The following is a 26,369-nucleotide window of genomic DNA, read 5'->3' on the forward strand; positions in this document are numbered from 1 at the left end:
GCCGCCATCTCCTATGCTCTATATCATTATATATAACGATATAGAAGCATCAGTTTTGTGGATCAACATGACAACGAACTGAACGAACGATGGGATGTGGATGCGCTTGGCAAAGAACGTACTTTTGATTTTCGGGCTCTTGGGCTGTGTAGCTTGCGCGGTCGCGACCTCGCCTGAAACCACCAGTCTCTCCGCGCTCATAGAGGCGGAGACGTCCGTGGTGAATCGCGAGATTGCCGACGCAGGTCTCTACAATGGTGTGCTCGAGCCATATGCGACGGGCACAGCAACCGTCAAGAACCCGGACCATGTGACCGACGAATGTCTGATGACGGTCGTGCAATCCGCCTTCACCGGCCCCATCGAAGACTTCGTCTCCACAATGGCACTTGAAACTGGATACCGCGTGATCGCGCAAGGTGAGAAACCTGGTGCGCCGATCATGATCACACTCATTCAAAGAGACCTGCCCGCCATGGGCGCACTGCGCGAGGCGTTTTTTCAAGGCAAGGAACGCGCGACGCTGGTCGTTGATCAACGCGCGAAGACAATGATGATCGTCTATAGTCGACCCGAGGGTAGCCCGGTTCCCCATATCGAGGACGCGGAATTATGATGCACCATCTGCGCAGCCCCCTTCTGCCGTTGCTGGCCATTGTCATCTTAGCGGGGTGCGAAACCCTCCAGCTTGAAGAGTCTGGGGTCCAAGAGCCTGACCCAGTCCTCATCGGCGGTCCAGATCAGTTTCGCTCCGACAGGCCACCTGCCGACTTCGCCGAGTTCAGTGCCCGCACACGACGCGGGAATTACGAGACGTCGGTCGACGAAGATCGCTATGATCTGTTGCGGGAGGCTGCCGTGTCCTATGCCGCGCAGGCTGGCTATCAGCATCGTGTCTGGGAAGTCATGCGGCAGCTTGAACAAGACAGCGCCAAGCTTTCGCGCACGTTTGATTTTAACAGGGTTTCTTACCGCGCGCCCAGAGAGACGGGATATATCCTCCCGCCCGTCGTGAGCCGTGCCACGGCTGCCATCAATGTGGATGAGAGCGGACAGTCTGCTGTGGCAGCCGATGAATTCTACCGCCTCGAGATACCAGGGCGCATCGTCACGATCATACCGACCTGGCGCGACTATCTCGTTATTCCGCTTGAGGAGGCGAGTGAGCCCGACGATGATATTCTGCCGCAAAATAGAGAAGAGAAGCAGGTGTTCAATCGCTTTGCCGCGGAGGGGTGGCAGGCCGGTGTTGAACAGGCCGATGAGGCATTGGGCTTAAATTTTGCAAGGTTGAAGCGCGACTATCTGGGCATGGTTGAGTACCGCAGGATGGTGCAGGCCGGGTTGGTGAAAGAGCTTGTCCTCGCGTCCAGCGAGCGCCGATCCGCTGGTGATGGGGACGAACTCTTCATCGGCGAACGTCGGGTGCAAATCGTCAGCTCAGCACGGTTTGTCCGGGATCCCAGCCAGTGGACGCCTTTGCAGAGGCGCTATGCGGTGACGAAATGATCGATCTCGACAGGATCGATCTCACCCCACCCGATCCCAACGAACCTGAAATCACAATCCTGAAGGATGAACCCAACCGCTTTGACAGCGATCTGTCGGCCTTTGATCATTTCCTTGTAGGGGCTGCGATGAAGGGGGCGTCTGACATCAACATTAGTGCTGACCTGCGGATGCGTGTGCAGTTGCACGGCGACCAGAGGCTGGCCACGAAACGCCGCCTGCTGATCACCGAAGTGCAGGCGATGCTGGCGCATCTGTGGTCTGCCAACGATGCGATGTCCTTGGTCAGCGCGGGACGGCCTTTAGACTTTTCCTATGAGAAAAAGATCGACCGCAAGCGCAGCCAACGGTTCCGGGTGAATGCGACTGGCGAACAGCGGTTTGGCGCCAATGGGGTACAGATCACACTACGGGCCCTGCCCGATACGACACCGACCTTGGACGAGGTTGGGCTGGAAGACGAATTGCGTGATCATCTGGAACCTGCGAGCGGCATTATTGTTGTCGCCGGCGCGACGGGCCACGGAAAGTCGACAACCATGGCTGCGATGACCAGATCTCATCTAGAGAACCGGGATCGATCTCGCAAGATTATCGATCTACAGGCCCCTATTGAATACACGTTCCGTGACATCAACACGGACGCAGCCGATGTCGCATCCTTCATCAGCCAGTCCGAGATCGGTGTCGGTCGCAACATCCCCACTTTTGCGGAAGGTGTCCGCGCCGCGATGCGCCGGGCCCCGGCCGTGATCAATGTCGGCGAAAGCCGTGACCGGGAAAGCATGGAGGCCTGTATAGAGGCCTGTCTGACCGGGCACTTGGTGAACACCACCACCCACGCAGGGTCTATTGCTGAAGCGTTGCGTCGTATGGCTTTCCTCTTCCCACCGGAAGAGCAAGAAGCGCGTTCTTTTGATCTGATGACGTCTCTCAACCTAATCATCTGGCAGAGACTGGTCAAAACGGCAGACGGTGAAGGCCGCGTCGCACTGCGTGAATATCTCGTGTTCGATCAAGATGTGCGGGATCGGTTCTTGAGTGTCCCGCCGCTGGAATGGGTCAATGTCGTGAAGCAGGTTTTCTCGGACAGTTGTTCCAATCCAAACCTGATCGCGCGGACCATGACGCAATCCGCAGAACGATTGGTTCAACGCAAAACCGTCAGAGCCGAGGACGTCTCAGGAATTTTACAGACCGGCATCGGATTCTTGGGACAGATCAAGCTGTGATCGGACGAAATAGTGTTCAAGACCCGTCTGACAGACAGACATTTCAAGGAGCTCAGACCCAAACAAAATAAGGTTTAAAAAAAGGAGAGACGAAATGAATAATTGGATAGGCGTTCTATCGATCTTGACGGTCGTCACCTTTACCGGTGTTGCGCACGCACAGACAGAAGCGGGGCTGTACAGAGGCGAGGTTCTCCGCACCTTTCAAGACACGGACAGATTGGTGGCCAAGTTGGACGCTATGGGCGAATACGTCAGCGATCTAGAGAGCATTCTGGCCGAAACGGACATGACAGCGCATCAGGCTCGACGTGCTGCGCTGTCGCTTGAGACCCGAGTTGAAGGGTTGCAGAGAGCCACGGCAGCCTTGTCGCTTTTTAAAGTCAGGGCCAAGAAGCAGTTGTTGGCGCTCAACGTTACGGAAATCGGCGATTGTCAGTCTCAACGGGACTATGGATTGGCGCTTCGGATGGCCAAGAATGCGCTCGGGAAGATTTTAGTTGATTTTGATGATCAGCAAGACAGCCTGGGGTCGGCTATTTTGATGATTTCAGAACAGCGAACCGCACTTTCAGAGTTGCATGCAACGAATGACCTGCAGACAGTCATTGGTTCGGCTGACCTTGCATATTTAGATGCGCAGAGATTGCTCGTTGCTGTAGTTATCCAAATATCGCAACAAAGACGCGTTGTTGAGATCGCATATGAACAACTCGGGAAAACACTCTCTACATTTCGATCTGGGCGGACACCTTGCGATGGCGAATACGTAAAACCCTAGGCTAATTCCTTTAAGGTCCGAGGCTCCTTAGGAAACGTGGATTGGCACCATCGAAGATGCTGCGAATGATGGACCGTTGATTGTTCTCAAATGTAATTTGTACCGACGGGCCCCTCACTTTCTCGTAATTGATCTCATCCCGTTCGTCGATGCCCAAGGATCCAACGCACTTTCCACCTCAGGACAATATGGACCGCTGCCGGTTCGCAGACTGGGAAAAACCATCCCCATCTAAAATTGGTGCAACGTCAAACTTGGAGAGTGATTGGCGTTTAATGCAAATATCGTTAGGTATGACGATACATTTCAAAAAACCAATCTAGCCAAATACGACTTTTCGTGGCATAATGGTGAATGCTCAGTTGGTTCAAACAGACGCGGCAGACGCACAGCAAGACTGGTTATCTCGTACATTTTGGTGGCCAGTGGCTGGCTGTTGGCCTAATGATCTATTTCTGGCGCGCCATTCTGCATCTACTGGGGTATTTGGAGGCGTTCGCCGGCGGTTGGCAACGCAGTCACTCTGAGCATTTCGGTCTCGTCGATGGTGTTGTCGCGATGGGTGGTCATCTCGTCTCTGAGCCAGCCTACTGTCTCCAGATTCTTTGCATCTACGGTGTTCTTCATTTGACCGTAAATCGGGAAGGCTATGGAGATCCGATGTATGTGCCATACAAGCCGAACCACGGCGGCATCGCAATTTTTGCGGCCATGACGCTCTTCCGCCGGTAGTTATTTATCCTTCGAGGCCTTGTTCCCGATCTGACGCTGCTGACGACCCCTGCTATTGGCCAACCCAATATTTCCCGCAGATCCCAGCACGCCTGCAGTCGCAGCGCCGCCTTGGTATGATCCTGCAACTCCGGCCGCTTTTGCAGTTGTTGCGGTACCTGCTCCCAGATCATCGCCGATCCCGTCGATCCATTTGAAGACACGTGCTGGAAAGACATTGATCAAGCTAAACGACCAATCGATGATGACGACGTAAAGGACACCGACAAAAACTGTCAGAACAGCCATGGTCAGGAAACTGGACAGTGCACCAAACGCACCGGGATCAGCCGCCATCTGTGAACTGAGTGCCGCAAAGAGCATCCCGTTCAGCGAAAACGCCGCGATCCTAAACAAAACCATCCCAAGCAAAAAACCGAAGACCATCAGCAGGGGCGTCAAGAACAACATCAGGAGCAAAGACCAGCCTTTGCGAGAGACGTTCGAGGAGATGCCGTGCCCGTCCATCGACAGCATGGCGACCGCCCAAAGGGGGGCAGCAAAGACCGCCTCTATCACGAGTAGCATGAACGCCAAGATAGCGATCAGCCAAATGACCGCAGGCAAATACGGTAAGATGAACCCGACGAAGATGGCAGCAAAGATTCCGATCTGGAACAGTCCACTTGTTAGTGACGCGAGCGTTGCGGGAATAGAACCCACCAAGGGGACCGCTGACGCCACGGCCAAGATACCAATCACGGCGATAGCAAAAGTCAGAAACGTTGATGCGTAGGCCATCAGCCCAATCATCGGGTCCACGGTGATCGTATCGGGAGAAAGTAACTGAATGCCGGCGAGCAAATTTGTTGGCGGCGGTAAGAAGTTTTCCGGTGATGATGCATCGTCGCCCGCATAGGCACGCTCGGTGATAAACTCGCGAAGACCGGCAATGGCCGCGGCTTCGTTCCACGCTGATACGCTCGCATTGTAACTCGACCCGATACTGGCCAAGATCTTCTGAGCGTCACGATCTGCGTTGCTTTGAAACCAGTATTGCTGCCCCAGTTCTGAAGCAATCGTGTTCTGTACGCCGCCGCTCAACGTGGTCGAGATCAGCGTACCGGGCGTTGCGGTCGGGAACATGCTCGCGACGGCGTTGGCGTCGCCTGATATTTTGCTGATCAGCATGTAGTAAGATCCCGCCATCATCCAGCCACCGGTTTTTAGATCCCCAGCAATGGCCGTTGGTGCTGATAGCGCCCCGGACCCGTCGCTGCCGATGGACTGGATTTGCTGGCTGATTGGCGTCCCACTCTCAGATTGAACCAGTGTCGACAGTGCGTTCGGGTTCACGATTGGATTTACGATCGCAGAGTGTTGCTGGCGCAGAACGCGCATCATGGTGCCAAGGTCAGGAATGTCACCGGTCTGTATCGGATCACGCGCGGAGATCTTCGCGACGACCGTCTCTGCAGAGCCGCGCATCTCGGTGCGTAGAATATCAATCAGGTTGCGCATGCTGGTGTTGATCGTGTCCATATTTGTCGATGGGCTGATACGTTTCAGTGCAGCTGTCGCGGGCGGTAATGTGACAGACCCACAAGCACTCGTAATGGTCGGGGTCGAATAGGTCAGGATCTGTGGTGTGTATCCATCAATCAGATCTGTGGCAGGCGCCGGTGCGAGATTGGACCAGATACCGCCGCTCACGAGCTGCAGGTCACCGCCTTTGGACACCTCAAAGTTATAAGCAGCGCGGCAGAACTCCATGCGCCAGAGTTGCTGCAGGAAACGGGCATCCGACCCGACATAGTCGGTGCCCACGATTGGCACCTCGTCGGAGACAATGAGATCTGCCGTCTGGTTCCAGAAGAAAGATCCCGCGGCGGTGCCTGCGCGGACCACATAGGAGACGCCATGCTGGATGCCGTTGTAGCCATTATCCAGCGGGATCAGCAGAGCGAATGCGGTCAGGATGCGGATCGGGACCCAGATCGTTGATTTTTGGCCGAGCACGATCCCTTCATGGGCGGAATCCAATGTCCCCTGGAAGATGTTGTAAAGCAGGAAGAGTGCGCCAACCGCGAGAAACAGGATGTTGAAAGACAACATCAGGAGCGAAATGACGGTGCGGTTGTTTGCGGCTGGACCTGGAAAAAGGTCGCCAAAGATCAGGTTGAAGAAGGTGTTTGAGCGGTCATCACCTGTGCCGTTGAAGATATCGGGAACACTGATTTCCTGAGCTAGTCCGACGTCGGCGCATGACAAAAGCAGAACGGAACTGAGTGCTAAGGTATTTGCAATTCTCATTGATCACGTTTCCGGTTTGGGATGATGATCTGCATGTTTCGAGGTAGGCGCGAGGTCATGTAGTCATAAAACCCACCGAACCGGCCTTGTTCTAAGATCCAGGCAAAGAAGTCCGCGCGAACCGCTCGGAACATCGAGAACACAAAGAGCGCGACAAGGCTGATAACGAAAATGCGGCTGATACCCAGAAAGATCAGGCCGACCGGAATCGCCAGTGCTGCGATCAATCCGGCATATTGGAAACAGCTTCGTTGCGTCCGCCAGCCGTCATATTGGCGATCCAGTTCGGTTTCACTCATTGATTGTGCCATTTCCTGAAAGCGTTTGATGCCACCGTCGTCGTAGCGTCCGGTCAGGCCCTTCGGATCAAGCGCCTTTGGGCGGACACGGTCCGCCAGATCACCAATGAAATCTGCTCCTAGTTTGCTCGCCTCGAAGGCTTTGTCGACACGGCCGCGGCGCGCGAAGAACCCGGCTGCGCGTCGCGCACTGCCTTTCTTGGGTCCGTCGTTTTTGTCACGCGCCATGTTTCAGCTCTCGTCTGTTAGTTGCCGAGCGGTGCGCCGCCGCCTGCACCCTCGGTCCCGTCAATTGTCGAGGCCAGACTTGCTGCTTCAACCGCTGCGACGCGGCGCTCGAGACCAAAGCGCATCCAGTTGACGTGGAGATCGAGCGCTTGGGTCAACAAGAGTTCCCGCATCACCGCATCGGGGGACATCTTCGCGATGGATTGATGCCAGTCGGGGTTGGCAAACCGAGAGTGCACGAAGACGTCCACCGATTGGAGCGAAGAGACTTTGTCACCAATAGCGTTTGGATAGGCTGGACCGGCCGCATCGCGCGCCCAACTCGCAAGCTCGGTCCCGCCGGTCGGCGTGGCCATGTCACCCAAATAAGTGAACACCGCATGAGAAGCGGAGCGGCGTGTGGCGTCGATCTGCCGCGATGCTATCCGTGCAAGACCTGCCGGTGTCTTCGCCTCTTCGGTCGTGACCGGTTTTGGCGGTAGTGGATCGATCATGTTGTTGATCATACGCGCATAGGCTTGGGCCACTTCTTGGTCCGATGTATCGAGTGTGAACGCTTCGGTTAGAAGCCGCACATCTGAAGTGGGGTCAGCGAAGCCTCCGACGTTTCGCAAATTGTCGCGATCAAGTTTGATCTCTTGGGCGAGTGCCAGGCCACCGGAGCGGACTGGTGCTCCGACCGCACCGTTCCCGTAGGACCGGTTACGTGACAGGTTTGCGATGTCGATGCCGCCAACGCCTTGGCTGGTCTGGCCGCCACCAAAGTTCACCACACCGGACAAATCAATACAGGCCGACGTGGCCGGATCATACCGGCCTCCTTCGGCAGCAGCGCGGATCTTCTGCCGCTCCAACAGGACGGCGTTTTGGTCGCGCCCTTCTGCGATACGCGTTGCAGCTTCCGTCTCGCGTTTGGAGTAGGCCGACAGCTGTGCCACACCTTTGAGGATATTATCGACGATGTAATTGCCGACCTCAGTCGTGTGGTTGTTGACGTTGATACGTGCTGTGCGGACGATGTTTTGAACACCGCCACAGGAGCAAGCCGCAAGTGCGAACTGCGGTGATGCGATCGTGAGCAGGCCTGCCGTGGCGATCGCTGACAGTGAACTCCCCACCGCTTTGCGACCAAGAAACGTCTTTGGATGCTTATTCACCATTTTCGGTTTCCTCGCTTTGTGTGTTGTTACCGTTGCCACGGATGATGTCGTTCACTTCATCGAGGTTGTTGCGAGAATCCGTCGAACCCTGGAGCTGGATGCCGGGATGGACAGTCGGCTCTGGTTTTCCTTGGGTCACCGATCCGGGAACCTGAAACGACGTGAACTGGGTCAGCAAGGCGAACGCGACCACCGTCAAAACCACCGCGAACGCGATCCATTTTCCGAGTGTCATTTTTCCAAAGATATTAGCCGCCATTGCCGCCTCCATAGATAAGATCATAAACCGCATCGAGATTGTTGGGAGAAACAGTCGTCCCATTGACCGTCACCCCCTGCCCCAACTGACCGCCGCCAGTGTTAAGATCCACACCTCCAATCGACGTCGTTGAGTTGCCGGTCAGGCCACCGATTGGCAGGAAGTTGAAATTCGGCAGCTGCAAGAGGCTGGTGATTTGGGCGGTAAGCTCGTTCATCCTACTTTCGGCGAAAGAACAGACCTGCCCCTGCGCCTGACTGACCGCCGCTTGGAAGATGCCCTGCAGGTTCGGCACCTGGATTGCGATGTCGAGATTGACGTCGAACAGATTGTCCAGACATCCAAGCGCTGCGATGGAATGGGGCCTCTTCAGCGCCTCCTCGCCGCGCAAAACTTCTGCCTCGATGCCCGACCTAATGGCATTTGTGAGGTTTAGCTTCACCGTGTCGGTGCAGCCCTGGCCGCCGGAAGGGAAGAGTTGCAAGATCTGATCATTGGCTTGCGCCTGCGCATGTGGCGCACCCATCAGGGCCATGCCGACGATCAGCGCTGTGCCCAGAATATATCGGGCGTCATGTCTTGTTTCTCTGGTCATTGATTGCCTCCAAGGTTGATCCGTTCACCCTGGAACGGCGGTGTTTCGCGAATGAGAATGGGTCTTTTGGCGCCAAAGCCCGGAAAGCCCTCGGTCTGCTCGAAGGCTCCGCCGGTGCCAACACCGCCCGCATAACTCGTGCCCGACGCAGCCCCGATCCGGTTCATCAGATGCGATTGCAGTTCTGCGTAGGAACCAAAGCCGTTTGCGGTGAGATATTCCGGCGGAAACACGGTTGGATCGAACCCGCTCTGAACCCAATTGTTCAAGGCACCCGCACCAAGGAAATGCGCCGCCGTCAATAGACCGCTTTCGGTGAAGGCGACTCCGTTGACGGTTTGTCCTGCCAAGCCCCGCGTTTGAGAAGACAGAGCGGACCAATTACGTGTTGTCAGCGTGTTGAACGCCTGGTCCTGCAAGGAATGACCCGCCGACGAATTCAGGAACCCACTGAGCGAGGAGACGCCCTGACCCGTCGCCTGTGAGGTCCATTCATAGTTGCTCCAGCTGCCGCGCGATCCTCCTGTGTGACGAACATAGCCGAGGCTTGCCAGCGTACCTGCCGTGATCTGGTAGGCTCCTGCCGCAGTGCCCCCTTGTGTGTTCAGCGCCCCATAATTGCCGCCAGACTCCTGTGTGCGGATCAGATCGGCATATTCGTCCGCAAGTGCCACTGCCGCCCAAAAGACAAGCGTGATGGCGAGATATCGGATGTATCTCCGACGGATCATTTGACGGTCCCCGCGACTACAACGGGTTGGATTGGGATCGTCTCCATGGGCGCACCGGTCGACGGCGAGATCACGGTCACACCACCGCGGCTCAACGTCTCGATCCCGCGAAACCCGTTCTCATCGCGTAAGGTCTTCGAAATGCCGATCACGCCTTCAAGCGCCTGGGTCATGCGGTAAGACTGGCCGAGATTGTTGATCAGGAAGACCGGGCATGTCGATTGACCACAAAAGTAGGGCGAGTGGACAACGATGATTTTCTCGCCGCCGGTGAGTATATCAACCTCATAGACAAGGACCTCTGGTGGCCCGAAGGACGTGGCCGTCGTCTCATCGATGTTGGCACCCAGTTCCTTACTCACGAGGGCCAACTCTTCCTCGTTGGCTTCGCGCTCGACCATGCCCTCTTGATTGGGTTGCGGCGCGTAGGCCTGCCCATTCCAGGTCCAGACACGGCCCTCTTCGATGATCGAGCGCATACCCGTCGGTGTCACGGCTGATAGCCCGAGCGCGTCTACGGCCGGTCTGCGGTAAATCTCCAGCCACTGTTCATTGTGAAACAGTGCGACGTTAAAACACTCGGTCTCGCAGTTTCGACTTTTGCCGATCTTCAGGAACATCTGTTCGGGATCATCGTTGGGTGCTTCCAGCCAGACCCGAACCGCCTTCACATAGGTAAAGTCCCGGCCATACATTCGTCGTGCGATGCTCAGTGCTTGCGGGTCGTTGCGCGCGAACGAAAGTTGCTGAACCGCGATGTCGCCGCCCGGCTGATTATTTTCTTCAGTGTCCTGTGCGAAAGCCGCGATTGCCCCAAGGGTGATCAGCAGCGCGCCTATGTAGATCGGCAGTGGTGAGCGCGTTCGTTTGTGCGGAGATTGACGTGAAAATTTCATTGGAAAGCCCCTTTCACAAGATCGTCGGCCATGCGGGAAATGACGTTCGAGCGCGCGGATTCGTCGATCATCTTGCCGGACGACATCAACCCTTCGAGCTCCGCCTCGATCTCTGCTTTTGCCGATCCGGCCGGGAACCGCCGTGCCAGGATGCGCCGCGCTTCAGCACTGCCAAGCCGCTCGTAAAGGTTCGCGCGCAGCGCTGTATCTTCGGCAGTCGTCGACAGTGCCCAGAGTTCGATCGGACCGAGCTGGTTATAGAAATGCTGGACATAGGTCTGGGATTTGAGTTTGAAGATCGCGACGATTGGCGCGCCTTCGCCCGGCTCAGGACCGGTCAACCGGCTGATGACGGGCTTCAAGCTGGCGGGCAGATCATATGTATCCATGACCGTGCGCACGCTCTCGGCCGTTGGCACGTTGCACAGGAATATGTTGGTCGCGAGTTCACGGATTGCATGGTCAAAATCCCCAATCAACTGGCTGGCAAGCGAGATCTGCACCCCCGCTTTACGACCCACCCTCACATCGGCGACGACCTGGTCTCTGATGCCGAGCCCACCGGTCAGATGATACTCATCGATACAGATGCGTTTGGGCATTTGTCGGTTGTTTTGGAACCGCAGCAAATGATGGGCGCGGACATCTTTTGGCAGATCGGACCCTTTGATCTCATCCTCATCAAGCCAGAAATCTGACGTCAGTGTCTGACGCGCCATCATATACATCACAGCGGTCTGTTTGCGGCCACGCGTGCCTGTTGCTTCCGTCACACCCGCAAGATCGAAGGCCACGATGCGCGCATTGGAGACATCAAAGCGGGTGGGGTTTGACAGGATGACATATTGCTTGATCGCTGCCGTGATCTGACGCTGGAAAGCCCCGACCATCGGTTCTTGCGTTGAGTGCACGCGCATTTCGATGAACGGCTCACGCACCGTCTCGGCATTAGAGATCGGGATCAGATCGCCGAGGATCGGCACGGCCAACCGCTGCGCGAGGGCTGCCGGGTGATGCTCGTTCTTTTCAAAGAGAAAGTCGACGATCTCCCACCAGCTGGTCTCTTCATCCACTTCGAAGTGATGCTTTTTAAGCGCGTCATCAACCTTGAGATCCATTGTTGGCGAATAGCGCTTTGGGCTGACCTCGTCTGAATAGGTGCGATAGGCCTCATCCACACAGGCTTCGGCCAATTGAGAGACGCCATCGTAAGGCGCGTCCGCATCTTCCGGCGTGCAGATCAGGGAAATCAGATTGACGAGGAACGAGCGCTCATGGGCAAAAGGTCTGCGGCAGCAAAGCTGCGTGTCGAACGGATTGACAGCGTCCCTGTCCACCATCTTTAGTCGGTGGAACATCGCCTCATGACGCCGGTTCGGCGGCAAGGCGTCTCGGATCAAGCTGATCAAACCAGATGATGACGGTCCGATATCAATGATGGCAATACGCGGGAGGATCGCCTGATTGTTGCCGCCCCTGCCCGATTGAGGAGACAGCGCGACACCGAGATTGATCGCGTTCATCAGCACCGATTTGCCCGAGCCGGGCGTGCCGACCATGATGTCGACGCTGGCATTCTGTTTTGACGATCCAGGTTGATATGGGAAAGGCTTACCGTCCGCGGTCCGGAAGATGATCGATCCGCGTTCCCACGGACAGGCGGGCCGTACGATTGGCGCCATAGCAAGGACATCCAGAAGATCGGCAGCACAGCTCTCGGCGGTCGAAGCGGTCGATAGGCCCAGAGCGGATGACATCACGCAATCGAGTGGATCGCCGACCACCGCATTGGTGTGGCAATTGCCCCAAGACTTGACCATTTCTTGGAGCGATGAAACATGGGCACGCAATTGGCCAACCTCGTCGGCTGGTGCCCAAGCCGCGAACGAGGCACGCCAGCGGATGACTGTGTTGCCGTCGCCATCCGTCTGACGTAGCCGCTCGAAGCTCTCTTTGATGCGCCCATTATGGGTTGGAGCTGTCCAGGCCAGCAACCGTGCCAGCTGTTCGCGAAACACCTGCCCAGCAAAGCCGCCGCTTTCCATCAGGATCGAACAGCGCCATGAAATTTTGGTGCCGTTGGCGATCACACGCCGGATCAGCTCATTGAACTGTACGACGATCTCGGGCGGCAGGACGATGTTGAAGCCGGAAAACACCGTGTTGCCGATACGCACGATCTTGCCGTCGATCACCTCGGCATGGTCGGTAAAGAGCTGCTCGGAAAGCTTTGGCCAGACGAGGTTGGAGATATCCTTGCGCTTGATGTTACGCCCCAAACTCGGCAATCGCGCCTTCAGATAGTCGCCCGGCAATGTCGCCCGCCACGGATGGTTGAGACCCAAGGTGTCCGGAGCCACGATCTTGCGGATGGCGTTCAGGGCCTCATAATTGTCCAGCAGGTCGAGGGCGATGCCGGCGGAGTTGAACTCGCGGCCAAGTGCCGTGACAAAGCTGTCATGGCGGATTGCCAGCCCTTCGAGCGCGGTGTCAGGAATTTGACCGAGTGAGATCGGTGGCGCGGCGTTCAATACCTTCGTGCGTTGCTTCAGGCTGGCATTCCGGTCTTCTGCTGTCAGCAGGGATGGCCTTGACCACAGCGCCAGATAACACCGCTCGCCATAGAGTTTGGATGGAAGCAGTTTGCGGCGCTCATCCAGCAGATCATGCAGGTCGAGCGCATTGTCGCGGGCAACACGGGCGCTGTCATCAATGATGGTTTCGACCTCGCGGGCACCAAGATCCGGCGAGTGCCCGAACCAGAACTGCAGTGCCAGGCCAGGTTTGGAGAAGAACGGCGACAGGCCCACCCGCAATTGATCGCAGGTCTCGGTGACATCCTCTTCTCCCGGCAAGGATCTGAAGCCGTCGAGCCGGAAGAGTGACATCATGGATCCGTCGTCAGCTACAAGCGCTGTCTTGCCGTGGGCAGTTTCCAGACGGCAATAACCGTCCAGAGAGGCTTTCAGCGCTCCCCGGCCCAGATGGGCTGCAGCTTGATGCCAGAATGCGACCATCGTTCCATACGCCCCTTAGTTCAACGACCGCAGAGGGGCGTCTACCGACGATTGGTTCGCACCGGTGCCGAAGATCGAGGCGACGCCGACATTCAGGAAGGTCGGGATCGCCACCATGCAGGCGGCGGCAACGCTAAGCATGAGAATGCGGCCGGTTTCGACCGAGGAGTCGTTGGTGTTGCGCGAGCGCTTGATCATCGCCATCACGGCCATGATCGCGAAGACCACGCCGAGCACGAAAGAGATGGTGCCGAGGATGTCGGCAGCCGGTCCGAGCTGGCTGGAGCGCATCTCGGTGAAGATGTCGCCGAAAGTCTGGGCGAATGCCTGCGTTGCCGCGAGCGTTCCGAAGATCAGAGATAGAACGGACTGCGTGATTACTGTTCGCCACGATTTGGGGCGTGGTGACAGTTTTTGAGATTGGGACTGTTTTGTAGGCATGAAGAGGTTCCTTATTTCAGCCGAAGAAGAGGTTTTCGAAGAGACCGACGGTGCGTGGCAGGTCGACCGCCATGATCCCGGCGATCATGTGGATGAAGCCTTTGCCCATCAGGCCTTGGGCGGGCATGTCCGCTGATTTGACGCAAAGAAAAAGTCCGCGTACGACCGCCAGCAGTCCGATGAACTGCGCGACTCGCACAAGCGCGATCAAGATGGCTTCGCCGGGCGCGCCTGATACGGGCGATAGCATTTCTGGCGCGTAGGCCATGATCTCGCTGGCGGCACTTGCCGTGGTGTTGCTCGCTCCGTAAAGCGATGCGATCCAGGCAGAGAGTGTCAGGTCGAGGGAGATGATTAACAGACCGAACACGATGTACGTCAGCGCCTGATAGTAACCGTGGCGTCTGTGATGGGCGTGGGACCGTTCTTCCGCCGTGACCAGCATCATACGGCTGCCGATCATGACGAGGATAATGCCCAGTACGAAACAGAGCGCTGCCACGAACGCCTGCGCCGGTGGCAGGATGTCTGTCACCCGCATGAAAAAGGCGGTCAGCTCGTCCATAGAAAATTGCCTTCATCATTCACCTGCCCCACCCTCAGTGTTCGGCTGGACATCGGTTTCGGCTTCGGAGATCAGCACAACGCGTTTTGGGGTGTCGTCCTGCGATGCCACGACAGACGTGACTTGAACGGGGCGTCCGGTGCTCTCGTCTGAAGCGGCGGCGTCGGCGGCGGCGGCAGGTGGCATCGCAGTTCCGATAAGGCTCGTGGTGGAATAAAGTTGCTGGATCGCGTTGGCATGTGCTGCATTCACGCGGCGTTGGTCCTGCCATCTGATGACCAGCTTAGGCAGAACACCCCCCTGCCCCGTCAGCAGCGCCAGTTCAGCGCGCATCTCAACGCCCAGTTCTGTGAGCAGCGCAACCTCGGTCTGCAACGCGTCGAGTTCCACAGGCTGCTCTGGTGCGACCGACGCGACAACTAGCGGGGCGATCTCGCGCTGAGTTTCCATCTCATTGACGGCAAACACACTGCCAATCCCAACCAGGGCCAAGATGGCAATAACGAGAGAAAGTTTGAAGAAGCTGTTGATGAACTCGGTGAGTGGCCTCTCGGGTCGTACCAGGAATATCGTGCTTCTGTTTTGCGTGTCGCGCGGGGATTGGAAACGTTCGGCGAAACTGTCCGCATGCGAAATCGGCATCACATTCAATGCTCTGTCCGACTCTGACATTTACGATCCTTCCGGATGAGGCGTTTGGGCAAGAACTGTTAGCTCGGGGTGTCTCGCAATTACGCTATGGCTATAAAAACTATATCGTTATATATAACGATATAGACATTACAGTAAAGCACTTTGATAAACCTCCCTCGGAAACAAGGACTTCCATGATGATCAATGTAGAAAAGAGAACAAATCACCCATCCTGTGGCCCGGCAAAAGTAATCCGCACTGGCGCTAGAAGCCGAGCGAAGACCGCTTTAACGTTGATCATGCTGATGGGAACCGCATCGATCAGCCACGCGCAGGACTATAGTTGGAAGGAGGGATTTGCCGGATGCACGGGTACGTCTCCATTCATCGAAACAATGATCACCACAGCAGATCCCGACGTTCGCCCGCTCATGAAAATTGGTGAGATGCAGGCTTGGGCGATTAAAGATGAGAATGGAAATCCTGCGACGGCACTGACAACGGAAGATGGCCTGACAATTGTTGGGCGCATCATTGGGCCGCAAGGCGAAGACATCACGGCAGCGTTGCTGGCAACCGTGCCAGATCCAAATGGGAAGCTGCCGATTGCCACTGCATCATTGGCCCACACGTCGAACACGGCAGTTACGTCGCAAGCGAACGCTACGACACCAGAACAACGACCCAAGATGCGATTAAGCCCCCACCAAATTTGCAAACCACGGCAGCTGCACCCTCAGAGGCTAAATCACCTGCCTTGACTCAATTGCAATCAAACATGCAGGCAGAAGCGCCAGCCCAGGCCGCTCCGCTCTCTAATACTACGACCGCGGACACACCAACGGAGACAATCGCCTCAGCGCCGATTACGGCGGTCGAGCAACCCTCAGCCCAAGTTCAGGAGGGGATCGACACCATCTTCAAACAGGCAGGAGAAGAACGGATCTGGTTTTCCGCTGGAACACCGAACCCCGGTGCTCCTGTCGTCTACATGTTAGCCGATCCAGAATGTCCGCACTGTCAGTGGACAATCGATCAAATGCTGGGGCCAATTACATCTGGATCAATCGACTTGCGGATCATTCCCGCGCCAATCACTGGCGTTCAAGGCTTCAACAGCTCCCTGTCGATCCTGCATTCTCAAGATATCCCGCAGACGTTCATGGCGCATATGACCTCGCAGACACGCGGGACGGCCGCCGTGGCACAGATGGATGCCAACCAGGCCGACAAGGCAGTCGTCCAAGGGATCGTGGATAACATCAATTGGATGCGCGCCAACAAGATGCCGGGTGTCCCGTTCTTTCTCTATGAAACCGATCAAGGGGCGCAGTTCGCCTTCTCAGAGCTTCCCACCAATATTCTGAGTGTCGCCAAAGCCGCAAGCCAGTGATGGGATGCGCTGATGCTGCCAGATAATGAACATCTTGGCGCTGCTGAATCCATCCTGCGGTCGGCACGCACCTTTGAGATATCCTACAAGGTTATGGCCAAGATCGCGCTCGGTCTTGGTCTCTCTACAACCGTGCTGGCGGCATCCACCGCCTATCTCGCCGTCAACCGTCCCGAGCCGCGCTACTTTGCGACCACGACAGATGGCCAGCTTTTACCGCTTGTGCCTCTCGACAAGCCGCATCAATCAGCCGCTGAGGTGAGTAACTTCGCGGTCAAAGCAGTGACCTCCTCTCTGACCTATGACTTTGCGAACTACCGTGCCGACTTTAACAACGCGATGCAGTATTTCACCAAGCCGACCGGCTGGAACCAGTTCGTAGATGCCGTGCAGAAAAGTCAGATGCTCGATCTGGTGCAGACCCGCCGTCTCAACACGACGGCTGTCGCCAATAATGCAGTTATCGTTCGTGAGGGCATCAATGATCGCGGGGTCTACGAATGGATCGTGCAGATTCCACTGCGCGTGACCTACCAATCAGCTTCCGAGGTGACAGGTCAGAACTTCATGATCACCGTCAATATCGAACGGCTGCAAACCTATGAATCCCCTTATGCGATGGCAATCTCCCGCTTTATCGCCGCTCCCGGAGGTGCCTGATGCGACCTACATATAAATCTTTGAAGCGGCTTTGCCAATCGACGAGCCTTGGAGGCGCCCTTTTGCTTGGCTCGATGACGACACCGATCCAAGCACAACAGGTGCTCAGAGATGCCGATGGCAATGAGACCGTGCCGCCTGGAACTGAAGTTCAGACCCCCCTACCCCAGATCACAAGCCGCCCGGCAGCGACATTGCCGGGTGCCGACAATGGGACGACTGTTGTCACCATTGAGAATGGTGTAGAACAAGCTCCCGGTCAGCAGACATCGCCCACTGGCGCAGAGCCGCTCACACAGAACGAGATCAATCAGCGTCTCCAATCAAACCAACAACAGCAAACGACGCGACCGGGTGATTTCCCAATCGTGGGTGCCACAGAGCTGCTGCAAAGCTTGGATGATCTCGATCGTCCCCTGACGCCCGAAGAGATCACGGCCTATGGTGTGGCGCTTCAAAGCCAGTTCCCGATGACGCCCGAAATGATCCAGGACTATCGCCGCCGCGTTGATGAGAGCCAGAAGGCGGCTGCAACACCTCCGTCAGGTCAGTTCCCGCATGCTATTTCGGACACAAAGCGGCTCACCCTCGATTCTGCACAGGAGCCAGAGGTCCTGTTGACTGGTCCGGACACAGTGAGCGTCATGGCGTTCTACGACCAGACAGGTGCTGCATGGCCCGTCGCGTCTTATGTGATCGGCAAACCGAATAGCTTTCAGGTCTATGCAATGCAGGAAGGCTCTAACCAATTGGCGGTCACGCCGCTGGTCCCGCACGGGTTTTCCAACATCGTGGTGTCCCTCGTGGGTGAGAGCCGGCCGCTGGTCTTTGAAGTGCGCACGAACTCACTCAACACACACTATCGCCGCGACTTCACGGTGCATGGGTTGGGGCCAAATGCGGCTTCAAGGCCTCTCCAGACCCGTCAGAGCGAACCGGTCGCGCGGGCCTCCGACGATGTGATGATGGCGTTTGCGACGGGCGCGGATATTCCGGGCAATGCCGTGCGCCTGTCCACTGACAATGGAGCCGTTAAGGCATGGAGCTATGACGGCGCAATCTATCTGCAATCGGCAGATGCGATCATCTCGCCGCCTGCGTCCCGCATTTTAACCGGCCCGGGTCAAGTCAAAGCCTATCGGATCAGACCCACATCTGTGGCGCTGATCTCGTCGAATGGGCGCGTTTCGAAAGTGAGGATTTCCCAATGACTGATTCAAAAAAGCCGAATGAAAACAAAGATGAAGCAGAGACTAGCGCTGCGGTGAACCGAGCTGGAACCGCTGATCGAGCCGATGCAAGACGCGTCACGCGTAGACGCAAGAGTGGGCTTTTGTCGTTCAGAAACATTGCCTTACTCACCGTGTTGGTTGTTGGAGGAGCTGTTGGCTTCGAGGTTTGGAAGAACCCAGACCTCATTGGCCCAAGCCGCGTTGCGGGCACGCCGAACGTGGATGATACGCCAGCTGGAGATCAGCTGCGCACGTCAGAGCGCTATCAGGATAATCTGCGGCAACAAAACGAGGACGGTGCGCAAACCGCGCAAGACACTGATACCTCATTTATTGCGACACCCGATGAACCCCTGCGGCAGATTGATGAGAAACCACCTGCTATTACACCGAACCCGAACCGCCCCCTGCCCCCGGCAAACGCGCCTGTTGAAACTCAGCAGCCCAGGACCGTGGTCATTGACCGCCAACAGCCCGTGCGACAGCAGGCCCAGCCGATCCCAAACCAGCCTCAAGCACCCGACTACGCCCGTATCAACCAGCTCGCCCAATTGATGGCGACGCAGCAGCAAGGACTGCTTGGCGCATGGACTGCCCAGCCCTCAGCCGTGACCGTCGTAGTTGAAGAAGACCTTGTGCCCGTGGAAGACGTCGATGTGGCGGGTCAAACGAGCGAGGGTACTATTCGACAATCCAGCACCCCTGCCCTCTCAGAGCCTCTTATCCGTGCGGGCGATGTTGTACTCGCCACGACCATCATTACCAATGACAGCGACACACCGGGACCGGTGGTTGCACAAATTCGGAAAGGTCCGCTGACAGGCGCGCGTTTGATTGGTGGTTTCGAACCAAATCAGAACAACACCCATCTTATGGTCCAGTTTGAGTCTGCGGTGCTTGAGGACGGAACCGAGATCCCGATATCTGCCTATGCGGTTGATGCCCGTCAGAAGTCACTCGCCGTGCGAACGGATCTGGACCGTCGTTTGTTCGCACGATATGCGCCGCGCGTCGCTGCGGCTTTTGTATCAGGTGTGGGTGACGCCCTGTCGGACCCAGGGACATCGCTCATCGATCTCGGCGGTGTCACAGGTGTCACACGCCCGGCGGCCACTATCGAACAGGGGCTGTACAAGGGATTGGCAGAAGTTGGTAACGATCTGGCCGGAGAGTTTGTGCGGAGTGCACCCAACGGTCCGCTGATCACTCTGAGATCGCGTCAGATCATTGGCGTCCTGTTCACCAGCAATGTTGTGTGGCCGGACAGATGAGGGTGATGGAGCGAGGCAATGGCTGAAGACAGATACAACATCTATCGCTCAACGGTGCATTGGCGCTATGCGATGGCGCGGCCGCATTTGATGTTTTTCGATGCGCGGCTGATCTTCTTCATCATCTTGTTCGTCTTCCACATTCGGTGGTGGACGTTTGCGGCGCTGGTGTTTGCCATCGCGGGGTTCACGAGTGCGAACCACTTCAACTACTCGCTTGAGAACGTCTTGCGTTTATTTAGATCGAAACTCGTAGGACCGTTCCGCTCAGCTGTGGCGTATACGCGGCTTCGGCCAATGATAGATTATGGATCTGATGCGCTTAGAAGAGATGTGAGTTAGATATGTTTCTAAAGGAATACCCCAATAGCGCTATCGCAAATTTGAGATTCTTGCACGCGTGCAAGAGTTCGATAGCGCCGATTTGGCGTGCTCCAGTTCTATCGTTTGCCGGACCGTTTCGGCAGGTGTCATTGCCGTCTGATTTGAAGGGCGTGGAATAGTGCTTGGTGTCCTTCTGGAGGCGATATCATATCAGCGCCACCGCCCATCTTGCACGCGTGCAAGATGGGCGGTGGCGCCGTATACTAGCCCGAAACGTGCGCGAAAGTCTGATGTGCGTACGGTATCTATACAAAACATCAAAAAACGTGCTAGTTCATGTGTGAACCGAATCCACAAGAGAATCGGAAAAGCGGAATGCGACATGAGCGGTAATCTAGAACAGTTTTTGCAAGAGCTCTCCAGAGGGCTCGATAAGACCATGGTGTCTGTCAACAAAGAGCTCACGATGCGAGATCGCATTAAGCGTTCTTGGTCAATGCGCCAGTGCGCGCGGTTTCTCAATGTTAGTCATCAGCACCTCACAAAACTGGCGAAAGATCATGATGACTTTCCGGCAGGGCAGTACGTAGGTAGAGAGCGCGTCTTCACTCTTAAGGAGCTGATGCACATCCGCGCGCTATTGGCAGGTACGGGAAAACGTCCATACGAGTATCTCGCATGGCGCAAGCCCGAAGATCCTCTGCCGGTTATCTCTTTTGCCAGCCAAAAAGGTGGCACCGCGAAGTCACTATCAGCTGCGCACTTCGCACAATATCTCAGCCTGCACTACGGCATGCGCGTGGGTATCATGGATGCAGACCCCCAAAGTACAATCACACTGTATTTTGTTGGTGGCGAAGAGATGCCGACCATGCCGGATGAGAACACGCCTACTATGGTGGATTTTGCGGGTCTGTTTCAAACAACCGAAGACCTTCCCTTCACTGACTACGATGCACCGACGTTGGATACTTTCTTCAAGAAGACTTCGTGGCCTGGCATACGGTTGTTGCCTGCTCACGGTGAAACGTCTGAGGGCGAAATCCAGATCGCAAGAATTCTGCGGGCAGATATCCCGGGTAAACGGTTCTATCGTTTTCTGAAGGACGCAATTGATCGATGGCGTGATGGGCACGTCCCGGTCACTAAACCCAGCGAGCTATTGAGTGATGGGAAAGTAGATAAATCAAAGCTCGATGCAGCTCTGGTCGAGACGTTTGATTGCATCATCATTGACTATCAGCCTGCTCTTACTCTTTTCCAGCTCAACAACGTCATAGCTTCTTCTTCACTCATCATTCCTCAGACGATGAAGGGGTTCGACATCGCAACTCTTTCAACATTTGTCACGGGACTGCTGACTATGTTGCGTCACATTTTTGCGAATGAGCGGCTGGATATCGGCGCAGGTGCAAATATGTTGCTGCCAACCATAGTCCAACGAACAAATGAGCAGGATTTAAAGCAGGTAAGCAACCTGCTGGAAAACTGTCCGGACGAAGTGCTTCCCGTATTCTATTTGCGTTCAGATGCGATCTCTAACGCCTCTGACGTCTACCAGTCAGTTTATGAGTACGAGCCAGATACGCCTGGCAAGAAGAAAGGCATCAATCGTTTTATCGACAACGCTGATGCTGTGAACGATGCGATTGTCTCACGTCTGTGGCCCGGATTGGAAAGAGGTTATGCAGACGCCTGGATGGAAGATTTCTATGACTTTGGGGAGGATGCAGAATGAAGCGTTCGATCAGTAGCTCTGTTTTACGCAAGAAATCAGCTGAGACCGCTGACGCTCCACCCAAACCCAAAGACGTAGTAAGTGAGCCCGTTCAGGATGCAAGGGCCGCTGCACCTGAGCCCTCCACAGGTCTGAAACCTAGGATGGGCGGCTCAGGCAGCGCTTGGAAAGCGGGAGCCCTTAGTGACGCTCAAGTCCTTCTGAATGAGAAGCGTGCGGAGATCGTAGGACATATTCTACAAGGAAAGCATGAGCTGGAACTTGATCCTACCCAAATCAAAGATGAGATTGGAACGGATAGACGAGATGATTGGATTGATCAGGATGCTTTCAACTCCCTACTCGAAAGCATTGAACAAAATGGCCAAGACACACCGATTCAGGTCTGGCCGGTTGATCCGAGCTGGCAGCCCGATCCGCTAGATCTAGAGAACTGTGCTGGCGTTCCATTTTTTCTAATTACCGGTCGTAGACGGCATGCCATTGCTCAGAAGCTCGGTCGACCTGTCAGGGCCATTTTGGCGTCGCCGGAGAAGAGAGGGGTTTCAGACGATCAGTTTGAGATGCTGTTCATGCGCTTCAGAGAAAATGAAGAGCGCGAAAACCTCGGTGCTTTCGAGCGTCTTCTATCAGTTGGCCAGATGTTTGATCGCTATGAAACTTCCAACCCTGACAAGAAGGTAACTGCTGTTAGTTTTGCGAACATCATCGGTGTGCACGAAAGCCACGTTTCGAGGGGGAAGGCCGTGTTGAAGGCACGCGATGAGATCTTGCACGCGTGCAAGAATGTCTATGCGCTTAGCCATCGAGAGCTCGAGAAAGTTGTTGCTGATCTGGTAAAGGGTCCGGTTAAGGCGGCTAAAGGTACGGCCAAAACGAAGAAGTTAACAATCATACGCAAATTCGGGCGAGAGAAGCTTTCTGTTTCATCACAAGGTGGAAAGCTATCGGTCAGCGCTGCGGGAATAGATTTGGATAAGCAGAGCCTAGAGGGCTTAGGCGACATGATCGCAGCTTATCTACATGAACATGGGTCGAAGAAATGAAGCGCTCACCTGCAACGACAGGGAAGGGCGCTCGACCCCAATTGAGGCAAAGAGCAGAGAGGGACGTCACGTGATCTAACGGCAAAAGAAAAGCCCCCAAACCTCGCGGCCTGAGAGCTGATCTAATTTCTGTTGCAAGACTTAGATAACTCTCCCGCGAATCGAAGTCAACGAAACAACACCGATTTGGTGAACGGGATTCTTTTGCCTTCATTCAACTTATGGAGGTTTGAAACACTCATGACACATACAGGTTGGCGCAAGCCGACACCGGGCCTTGTGGTCGCTGAAAAGCACGCACAAGCTGGTGAACAGTTATCTATACCCAAGACACAGGCAATCGTTGCAGCTAAGAAGGTTGCGGCTGCGATCGGACTCAAGTCCCAAGATCTGTTGCTTCTGGATACGTTTGGCGCTGTTACGCAGCCAAAGGACTGGGAGCAGGGTAGGCGGCCCATTGTCTGGCCGTCCAACAACTTTCTGATGGAACAGACAGGCTTTTCCTTGACGACGCTGCGTGTACACGTCCGTCGCTTGTGTGAAGCCGGTATCATCTGGATCAAAGACAGCCCCAACGGGAAGCGATATGGTGCCCGTGATCAGGATGGATACATCGTTGAGGCCTATGGCTTCGATCTGGCACCTCTGGCGGCACGTGCAGAAGAGTTTGAGGCACTACATGCCCAGCTCCAGAAACAACGGCAATTCTGCAAGTCCTTGCGCAATTCAATTACCATCACACGGCGTGTGATCCGTGCAAAGATCGAGAAGGCGCTAGAGAGCGGCTTGAGAGGCCCGTGGCGTGACCTACAGGATGAGTTCGGCACATTGCTTGAGCAGCTTCCTAAGCGCACGACAGGCCCTGAGAAGCTACTTGACTTGGTCGACTGGTTCAAAGCCCTTCAGCAGCGCGTAGAAGAGACCTTTGAGGAAGCTTTCGACTGGCCAGATCAATCCGACGCAGACTCTTCTGTTGATAAGGCAGTAGGATTAGATCCTAGAGTGATCTCTCTTTATTCAAATACTAAACCCACGGGTGCTGAAAACGGTACCCACATACTAACTACAAACCAACCTAATCCTGTAATTAGTAATCGCTTTGAAACAAAGCACGCGGCGAGCGTTTTGCCAGAAAACCCACCCAAGGGGCAGGTTGAAAGACCTGAAGAAGTGGATCTGGAGGGCGAGTGGAATACCCAGACCAGAAAGCGACGGTCTGACATTGACGTGCCAATGCTAATGGCCACCTGCCCGGAGTTTGGTGAGATGGCCCGTGGTCTGGAAGGATATATTCGTGATTGGAACGGGGTTCACAGAGCCGCTGCGAGGATCAGACCGATGGTTGGGATTTCCGAACACGCCTGGAATGTGGCTCAAAAGGCCCTTGGACCGGAAGTTGCTGCCGCGGCGGTCGCATTGATTTACGACAAGCACTCCGCTGGAGAGGTTTCCTCGCCAGGCGGCTATCTCAGGGGCATGGTCCAGAAGGCGCAGACGGGCGAATTGCATCTCGATCGGAGCTTCTATGGTAGATTGAGCGAGCGGGCACTCTAGCGATACGCGTCGTGCGTCAAGTGACGCTTGACATATTACCAATTCTTCTGTAGGTACGGATATGAAAATTGAGAGTATTGGCCACAAAGGGCTTCGCCGGTTCTTCGAAATAGGAAACCCAAAAGGTCTGGTGGGCGACACGGGCAGGCTCCGCAAAATGCTGGCGTTCATCGATGCCGCAGCGGATTTGGAAGAGTTAGCGGCGCCGCCCAATTACGGCCTTCATCAGCTGACTGGAGATCGAAAAGGCACTTGGTCGATGACCGTGACGAAAAACTGGCGGCTGACGTTTCAGATAAATGAAGATGGCGCGCTGATAGATATGGAACTGGAGGACTATCATGGCTCTTAAGATGCATCCGTCTTTGACGGTTCATGTTGGCGATTGGCTCAAGACGGAGATCGTCGAGCCTGCGTCCATCAGCGTAAAGGATCTGGCCGATCATTTTGGCGTATCGCGTCAGGCCCTCAGCACTTTGCTCAATGGCAATGCTGGATTATCGGCGGAGATGGCGATCCGCTTCGAGAAAGCCTTTGGCGTCAGAGCCGACACGCTTTTGCGCATGCAGACAAGCTTTGAGCTGGCGCAGGCGCGGCAGCATGAGGACAACATCAAGGTCCAAAAGCTGCAGAACGTCGCCTGATAGGGCAGGGGAGGTCCTACAGTCCCGCCGCCTTAGTCAAATTGACCCGGAACCGGTCGCGACGACGTTGGTATTTGCGGGTCATTTCTGCTGAGGCATGGCCAAGGTGTTTCTGAACGTAGCGTTCGTCAACCTCGGCACTAGACGCGAGACCAGCCCGCAGGCTGTGACCAGAGAACAGTTGCAAGCGTTCTTTTTCAGGCAAGTCACTGCGGATGCCAGCGTCGAGAACAGTCTGCTTGATCAGACGTGCGACGTGTTTGTCACTGAGCCGCGCCTCCAGAGCCTTCGTGCCATCACGGGACGTGCGGACGAACAAAGGTCCAAAATCGATCTTGGCGAAATGCAGCCATTGCTCAATTGCATGCACAGGGCAGGTTTGAACGGTGGAACCGCGGCCAATCTCGACCTCGCGCCAGCCGGTCTTGGCGTTGAGCGTCAGAAGCGCGCCCTGGTCAAGAATATCAACCCATCCGCCCGCGTCCGGTGTGTCGTCCTTGCCGTGATCGAGGCTGACAATCTCGGACCGCCTGAGACCGCCCGCATATCCCAGTAGCAGGATTGCCCGATCCCGCAGCCCACGCAGGTCGTAGGGCAGGGTGGCGACCATAGCCAGAATGTCATCGCGTAGGATGGCTTCTTTCTGCACCGGCGGGCGGGCATGTTTGCGTTTGATCCCGGCTAGTACGGTTGCAATATGGCGATTCTTGCGATCCAGCGTAAACCCGCGCTGCTGGTACTGCCATGCAAGGCCAGAGAGGCGGCGCTCGATCGTACTCACGGACAGGGGTCGGGACGCCGACTGCGATGGGGTCTTGGTATCCGGTGTCGCGCAGTTGGCAATGTAGAGGCCGACCAGTTCCGGAGACGGGGGCAGGGGGTCGGCACCACGTCTGCGGCACCAGCTGGAGAAATGTGCCCAGTCCTTCTTATAGGCCTTGTTGGTGTTCTCGGACGTCGCTTGGCGGGCGTAATCCCGCGCGGTATAAACAAGGCGATCAAGCGCGCCTGAACCTGCGACATGTGCGGGCAGGGCGATGCCATCGCTTTTCTCTTGATCTATCTCGTCGTCCTGAGCATTATTAAATACACCAGAGTTTGATGAAGTGTGTTTCTCGTCCTCTGAGGCCATTTTCC

28 protein-coding genes are annotated in these 26,369 nt (G+C 55.7%); 16 read left to right on the forward strand and 12 right to left on the reverse strand.

The window, feature by feature from the left end:
* Window positions 1-106 precede the first annotated feature (106 nt).
* The 5 genes from ACVBAU_RS17560 (at window position 107) to ACVBAU_RS17580 (ending at window position 4,254) form a co-directional block, all read left to right on the forward strand.
* Window positions 107-616 carry a DotD/TraH family lipoprotein gene (locus tag ACVBAU_RS17560; protein ID WP_448329405.1) on the forward strand — a complete coding sequence of 170 codons (510 nt, stop codon included), beginning with the start codon at window positions 107-109 and terminating at the stop codon, window positions 614-616.
* Complete coding sequence (locus ACVBAU_RS17565; RefSeq protein ID WP_448329407.1) at window positions 613-1,509, forward strand: type IV secretory system conjugative DNA transfer family protein; 897 nt, start codon at window positions 613-615, stop codon at window positions 1,507-1,509. The genes ACVBAU_RS17560 and ACVBAU_RS17565 overlap by 4 nt, the downstream gene beginning before the upstream one ends.
* A complete protein-coding gene (locus tag ACVBAU_RS17570) occupies window positions 1,470-2,741 on the forward strand; it encodes a type IV pilus twitching motility protein PilT (RefSeq protein ID WP_448329409.1) in 1,272 nt (423 codons plus the stop codon). Before ACVBAU_RS17565 ends, ACVBAU_RS17570 begins: the two co-directional genes overlap by 40 nt.
* Before the next feature lie 94 nt (window positions 2,742-2,835).
* On the forward strand, window positions 2,836-3,522 hold the full coding sequence (locus ACVBAU_RS17575) for a hypothetical protein (protein WP_448329411.1): 687 nt from the start codon (window positions 2,836-2,838) through the stop codon (window positions 3,520-3,522).
* Window positions 3,523-3,876: 354 nt separating this feature from the next.
* On the forward strand, window positions 3,877-4,254 hold the full coding sequence (locus tag ACVBAU_RS17580; RefSeq protein WP_448329412.1) for a hypothetical protein: 378 nt from the start codon (window positions 3,877-3,879) through the stop codon (window positions 4,252-4,254).
* Here the strand turns inward: ACVBAU_RS17580 and ACVBAU_RS17585 are convergent, their stop codons facing one another.
* From ACVBAU_RS17585 to ACVBAU_RS17635, 11 genes are read right to left on the reverse strand one after another with little or no spacing between them, the layout of a single operon-like run.
* The gene (locus ACVBAU_RS17585; RefSeq protein ID WP_448329414.1) at window positions 4,255-6,546 is read right to left on the reverse strand and encodes a DotA/TraY family protein; all 2,292 of its coding nucleotides are present in this window, start codon (window positions 6,544-6,546) and stop codon (window positions 4,255-4,257) included.
* On the reverse strand, window positions 6,543-7,073 hold the full coding sequence (locus ACVBAU_RS17590) for a hypothetical protein (RefSeq protein WP_448329416.1): 531 nt from the start codon (window positions 7,071-7,073) through the stop codon (window positions 6,543-6,545). Before ACVBAU_RS17590 ends, ACVBAU_RS17585 begins: the two co-directional genes overlap by 4 nt.
* Before the next feature lie 17 nt (window positions 7,074-7,090).
* Window positions 7,091-8,233 (reverse strand): hypothetical protein, encoded by a 1,143-nt coding sequence (locus tag ACVBAU_RS17595; RefSeq protein ID WP_448329418.1) that lies wholly within the window; start codon window positions 8,231-8,233, stop codon window positions 7,091-7,093.
* Complete coding sequence (locus tag ACVBAU_RS17600; RefSeq protein ID WP_448329419.1) at window positions 8,223-8,492, reverse strand: hypothetical protein; 270 nt, start codon at window positions 8,490-8,492, stop codon at window positions 8,223-8,225. The genes ACVBAU_RS17595 and ACVBAU_RS17600 overlap by 11 nt, the downstream gene beginning before the upstream one ends.
* Window positions 8,482-9,087 carry a hypothetical protein gene (locus tag ACVBAU_RS17605; RefSeq protein WP_448329421.1) on the reverse strand — a complete coding sequence of 202 codons (606 nt, stop codon included), beginning with the start codon at window positions 9,085-9,087 and terminating at the stop codon, window positions 8,482-8,484. The genes ACVBAU_RS17600 and ACVBAU_RS17605 overlap by 11 nt, the downstream gene beginning before the upstream one ends.
* Window positions 9,084-9,818: a hypothetical protein gene (locus tag ACVBAU_RS17610; RefSeq protein ID WP_448329422.1), complete on the reverse strand. Its 735-nt coding sequence runs from the start codon at window positions 9,816-9,818 to the stop codon at window positions 9,084-9,086. The genes ACVBAU_RS17605 and ACVBAU_RS17610 overlap by 4 nt, the downstream gene beginning before the upstream one ends.
* Entirely contained in the window at window positions 9,815-10,714 is a 900-nt protein-coding gene (locus tag ACVBAU_RS17615) for a hypothetical protein (RefSeq protein ID WP_448329424.1), read from the reverse strand. The genes ACVBAU_RS17610 and ACVBAU_RS17615 overlap by 4 nt, the downstream gene beginning before the upstream one ends.
* The gene (locus tag ACVBAU_RS17620; protein ID WP_448329426.1) at window positions 10,711-13,731 is read right to left on the reverse strand and encodes an ATP-binding protein; all 3,021 of its coding nucleotides are present in this window, start codon (window positions 13,729-13,731) and stop codon (window positions 10,711-10,713) included. Before ACVBAU_RS17620 ends, ACVBAU_RS17615 begins: the two co-directional genes overlap by 4 nt.
* Before the next feature lie 15 nt (window positions 13,732-13,746).
* Window positions 13,747-14,172, reverse strand: a complete 426-nt coding sequence (locus ACVBAU_RS17625; protein ID WP_448329428.1) for a hypothetical protein — start codon at window positions 14,170-14,172, stop codon at window positions 13,747-13,749.
* A gap of 16 nt (window positions 14,173-14,188) precedes the next feature.
* Window positions 14,189-14,737 carry a hypothetical protein gene (locus ACVBAU_RS17630; RefSeq protein WP_448329430.1) on the reverse strand — a complete coding sequence of 183 codons (549 nt, stop codon included), beginning with the start codon at window positions 14,735-14,737 and terminating at the stop codon, window positions 14,189-14,191.
* Between the two features lie 15 nt (window positions 14,738-14,752).
* On the reverse strand, window positions 14,753-15,409 hold the full coding sequence (locus tag ACVBAU_RS17635) for a hypothetical protein (RefSeq protein ID WP_448329431.1): 657 nt from the start codon (window positions 15,407-15,409) through the stop codon (window positions 14,753-14,755).
* 155 nt (window positions 15,410-15,564) lie between these two features.
* Between ACVBAU_RS17635 and ACVBAU_RS17640 the strand changes: the two genes are divergently transcribed.
* From ACVBAU_RS17640 to ACVBAU_RS17690, 11 genes are all read left to right on the forward strand, one after another.
* Window positions 15,565-16,131: a hypothetical protein gene (locus ACVBAU_RS17640; RefSeq protein WP_448329433.1), complete on the forward strand. Its 567-nt coding sequence runs from the start codon at window positions 15,565-15,567 to the stop codon at window positions 16,129-16,131.
* Entirely contained in the window at window positions 16,128-16,763 is a 636-nt protein-coding gene (locus tag ACVBAU_RS17645) for a hypothetical protein (RefSeq protein WP_448329435.1), read from the forward strand. The genes ACVBAU_RS17640 and ACVBAU_RS17645 overlap by 4 nt, the downstream gene beginning before the upstream one ends.
* A gap of 12 nt (window positions 16,764-16,775) precedes the next feature.
* A complete protein-coding gene (locus tag ACVBAU_RS17650) occupies window positions 16,776-17,423 on the forward strand; it encodes a type IVB secretion system apparatus protein IcmL/DotI (protein ID WP_448329437.1) in 648 nt (215 codons plus the stop codon).
* 62 nt (window positions 17,424-17,485) lie between these two features.
* Window positions 17,486-18,634: a DotH/IcmK family type IV secretion protein gene (locus tag ACVBAU_RS17655; protein ID WP_448329438.1), complete on the forward strand. Its 1,149-nt coding sequence runs from the start codon at window positions 17,486-17,488 to the stop codon at window positions 18,632-18,634.
* A 122-nt stretch (window positions 18,635-18,756) separates the two neighbouring features.
* On the forward strand, window positions 18,757-19,926 hold the full coding sequence (locus ACVBAU_RS17660; RefSeq protein ID WP_448329440.1) for a DotG/IcmE/VirB10 family protein: 1,170 nt from the start codon (window positions 18,757-18,759) through the stop codon (window positions 19,924-19,926).
* Between the two features lie 18 nt (window positions 19,927-19,944).
* Window positions 19,945-20,268, forward strand: a complete 324-nt coding sequence (gene icmT, locus ACVBAU_RS17665) for an IcmT/TraK family protein (protein WP_448329442.1) — start codon at window positions 19,945-19,947, stop codon at window positions 20,266-20,268.
* Window positions 20,269-20,632: 364 nt separating this feature from the next.
* Window positions 20,633-21,988, forward strand: coding sequence for a ParA family protein (locus ACVBAU_RS17670; RefSeq protein ID WP_448329444.1), 1,356 nt, complete (start codon window positions 20,633-20,635; stop codon window positions 21,986-21,988).
* Complete coding sequence (locus tag ACVBAU_RS17675) at window positions 21,985-23,034, forward strand: replication protein (RefSeq protein WP_448329445.1); 1,050 nt, start codon at window positions 21,985-21,987, stop codon at window positions 23,032-23,034. The genes ACVBAU_RS17670 and ACVBAU_RS17675 overlap by 4 nt, the downstream gene beginning before the upstream one ends.
* A 240-nt stretch (window positions 23,035-23,274) precedes the next feature.
* On the forward strand, window positions 23,275-24,588 hold the full coding sequence (gene repC / locus ACVBAU_RS17680; RefSeq protein WP_448329447.1) for a plasmid replication protein RepC: 1,314 nt from the start codon (window positions 23,275-23,277) through the stop codon (window positions 24,586-24,588).
* Window positions 24,589-24,649: 61 nt separating this feature from the next.
* Entirely contained in the window at window positions 24,650-24,940 is a 291-nt protein-coding gene (locus ACVBAU_RS17685; RefSeq protein ID WP_448329448.1) for a type II toxin-antitoxin system RelE/ParE family toxin, read from the forward strand.
* A complete protein-coding gene (locus ACVBAU_RS17690) occupies window positions 24,930-25,232 on the forward strand; it encodes a HigA family addiction module antitoxin (RefSeq protein ID WP_448329450.1) in 303 nt (100 codons plus the stop codon). The genes ACVBAU_RS17685 and ACVBAU_RS17690 overlap by 11 nt, the downstream gene beginning before the upstream one ends.
* A gap of 16 nt (window positions 25,233-25,248) precedes the next feature.
* On the opposite strand, the gene ACVBAU_RS17695 is transcribed toward ACVBAU_RS17690, so the two are convergent.
* Complete coding sequence (locus ACVBAU_RS17695) at window positions 25,249-26,364, reverse strand: tyrosine-type recombinase/integrase (protein WP_448329451.1); 1,116 nt, start codon at window positions 26,362-26,364, stop codon at window positions 25,249-25,251.
* Window positions 26,365-26,369: the final 5 nt, after the last annotated feature.

This window comes from Sulfitobacter sp. M13 (assembly GCF_053474885.1).

Coding starts and splice junctions, on each gene's coding strand:
- ACVBAU_RS17565 (WP_448329407.1), top strand. CDS start 613: ATGATGCACCATCTGCGCAGCCCCCTTCTGCCGTTGCTGGCCATTGTC.
- ACVBAU_RS17575 (WP_448329411.1), top strand. CDS start 2,836: ATGAATAATTGGATAGGCGTTCTATCGATCTTGACGGTCGTCACCTTT.
- ACVBAU_RS17580 (WP_448329412.1), top strand. CDS start 3,877: ATGCTCAGTTGGTTCAAACAGACGCGGCAGACGCACAGCAAGACTGGT.
- ACVBAU_RS17585 (WP_448329414.1), bottom strand. CDS start 6,546: ATGAGAATTGCAAATACCTTAGCACTCAGTTCCGTTCTGCTTTTGTCA.
- ACVBAU_RS17590 (WP_448329416.1), bottom strand. CDS start 7,073: ATGGCGCGTGACAAAAACGACGGACCCAAGAAAGGCAGTGCGCGACGC.
- ACVBAU_RS17595 (WP_448329418.1), bottom strand. CDS start 8,233: ATGGTGAATAAGCATCCAAAGACGTTTCTTGGTCGCAAAGCGGTGGGG.
- ACVBAU_RS17600 (WP_448329419.1), bottom strand. CDS start 8,492: ATGGCGGCTAATATCTTTGGAAAAATGACACTCGGAAAATGGATCGCG.
- ACVBAU_RS17605 (WP_448329421.1), bottom strand. CDS start 9,087: ATGACCAGAGAAACAAGACATGACGCCCGATATATTCTGGGCACAGCG.
- ACVBAU_RS17610 (WP_448329422.1), bottom strand. CDS start 9,818: ATGATCCGTCGGAGATACATCCGATATCTCGCCATCACGCTTGTCTTT.
- ACVBAU_RS17615 (WP_448329424.1), bottom strand. CDS start 10,714: ATGAAATTTTCACGTCAATCTCCGCACAAACGAACGCGCTCACCACTG.
- ACVBAU_RS17620 (WP_448329426.1), bottom strand. CDS start 13,731: ATGGTCGCATTCTGGCATCAAGCTGCAGCCCATCTGGGCCGGGGAGCG.
- ACVBAU_RS17625 (WP_448329428.1), bottom strand. CDS start 14,172: ATGCCTACAAAACAGTCCCAATCTCAAAAACTGTCACCACGCCCCAAA.
- ACVBAU_RS17630 (WP_448329430.1), bottom strand. CDS start 14,737: ATGGACGAGCTGACCGCCTTTTTCATGCGGGTGACAGACATCCTGCCA.
- ACVBAU_RS17635 (WP_448329431.1), bottom strand. CDS start 15,409: ATGTCAGAGTCGGACAGAGCATTGAATGTGATGCCGATTTCGCATGCG.
- ACVBAU_RS17640 (WP_448329433.1), top strand. CDS start 15,565: ATGATGATCAATGTAGAAAAGAGAACAAATCACCCATCCTGTGGCCCG.
- ACVBAU_RS17650 (WP_448329437.1), top strand. CDS start 16,776: ATGCTGCCAGATAATGAACATCTTGGCGCTGCTGAATCCATCCTGCGG.
- icmT (WP_448329442.1), top strand. CDS start 19,945: ATGGCTGAAGACAGATACAACATCTATCGCTCAACGGTGCATTGGCGC.
- ACVBAU_RS17670 (WP_448329444.1), top strand. CDS start 20,633: ATGAGCGGTAATCTAGAACAGTTTTTGCAAGAGCTCTCCAGAGGGCTC.
- ACVBAU_RS17675 (WP_448329445.1), top strand. CDS start 21,985: ATGAAGCGTTCGATCAGTAGCTCTGTTTTACGCAAGAAATCAGCTGAG.
- repC (WP_448329447.1), top strand. CDS start 23,275: ATGACACATACAGGTTGGCGCAAGCCGACACCGGGCCTTGTGGTCGCT.
- ACVBAU_RS17685 (WP_448329448.1), top strand. CDS start 24,650: ATGAAAATTGAGAGTATTGGCCACAAAGGGCTTCGCCGGTTCTTCGAA.
- ACVBAU_RS17690 (WP_448329450.1), top strand. CDS start 24,930: ATGGCTCTTAAGATGCATCCGTCTTTGACGGTTCATGTTGGCGATTGG.
- ACVBAU_RS17695 (WP_448329451.1), bottom strand. CDS start 26,364: ATGGCCTCAGAGGACGAGAAACACACTTCATCAAACTCTGGTGTATTT.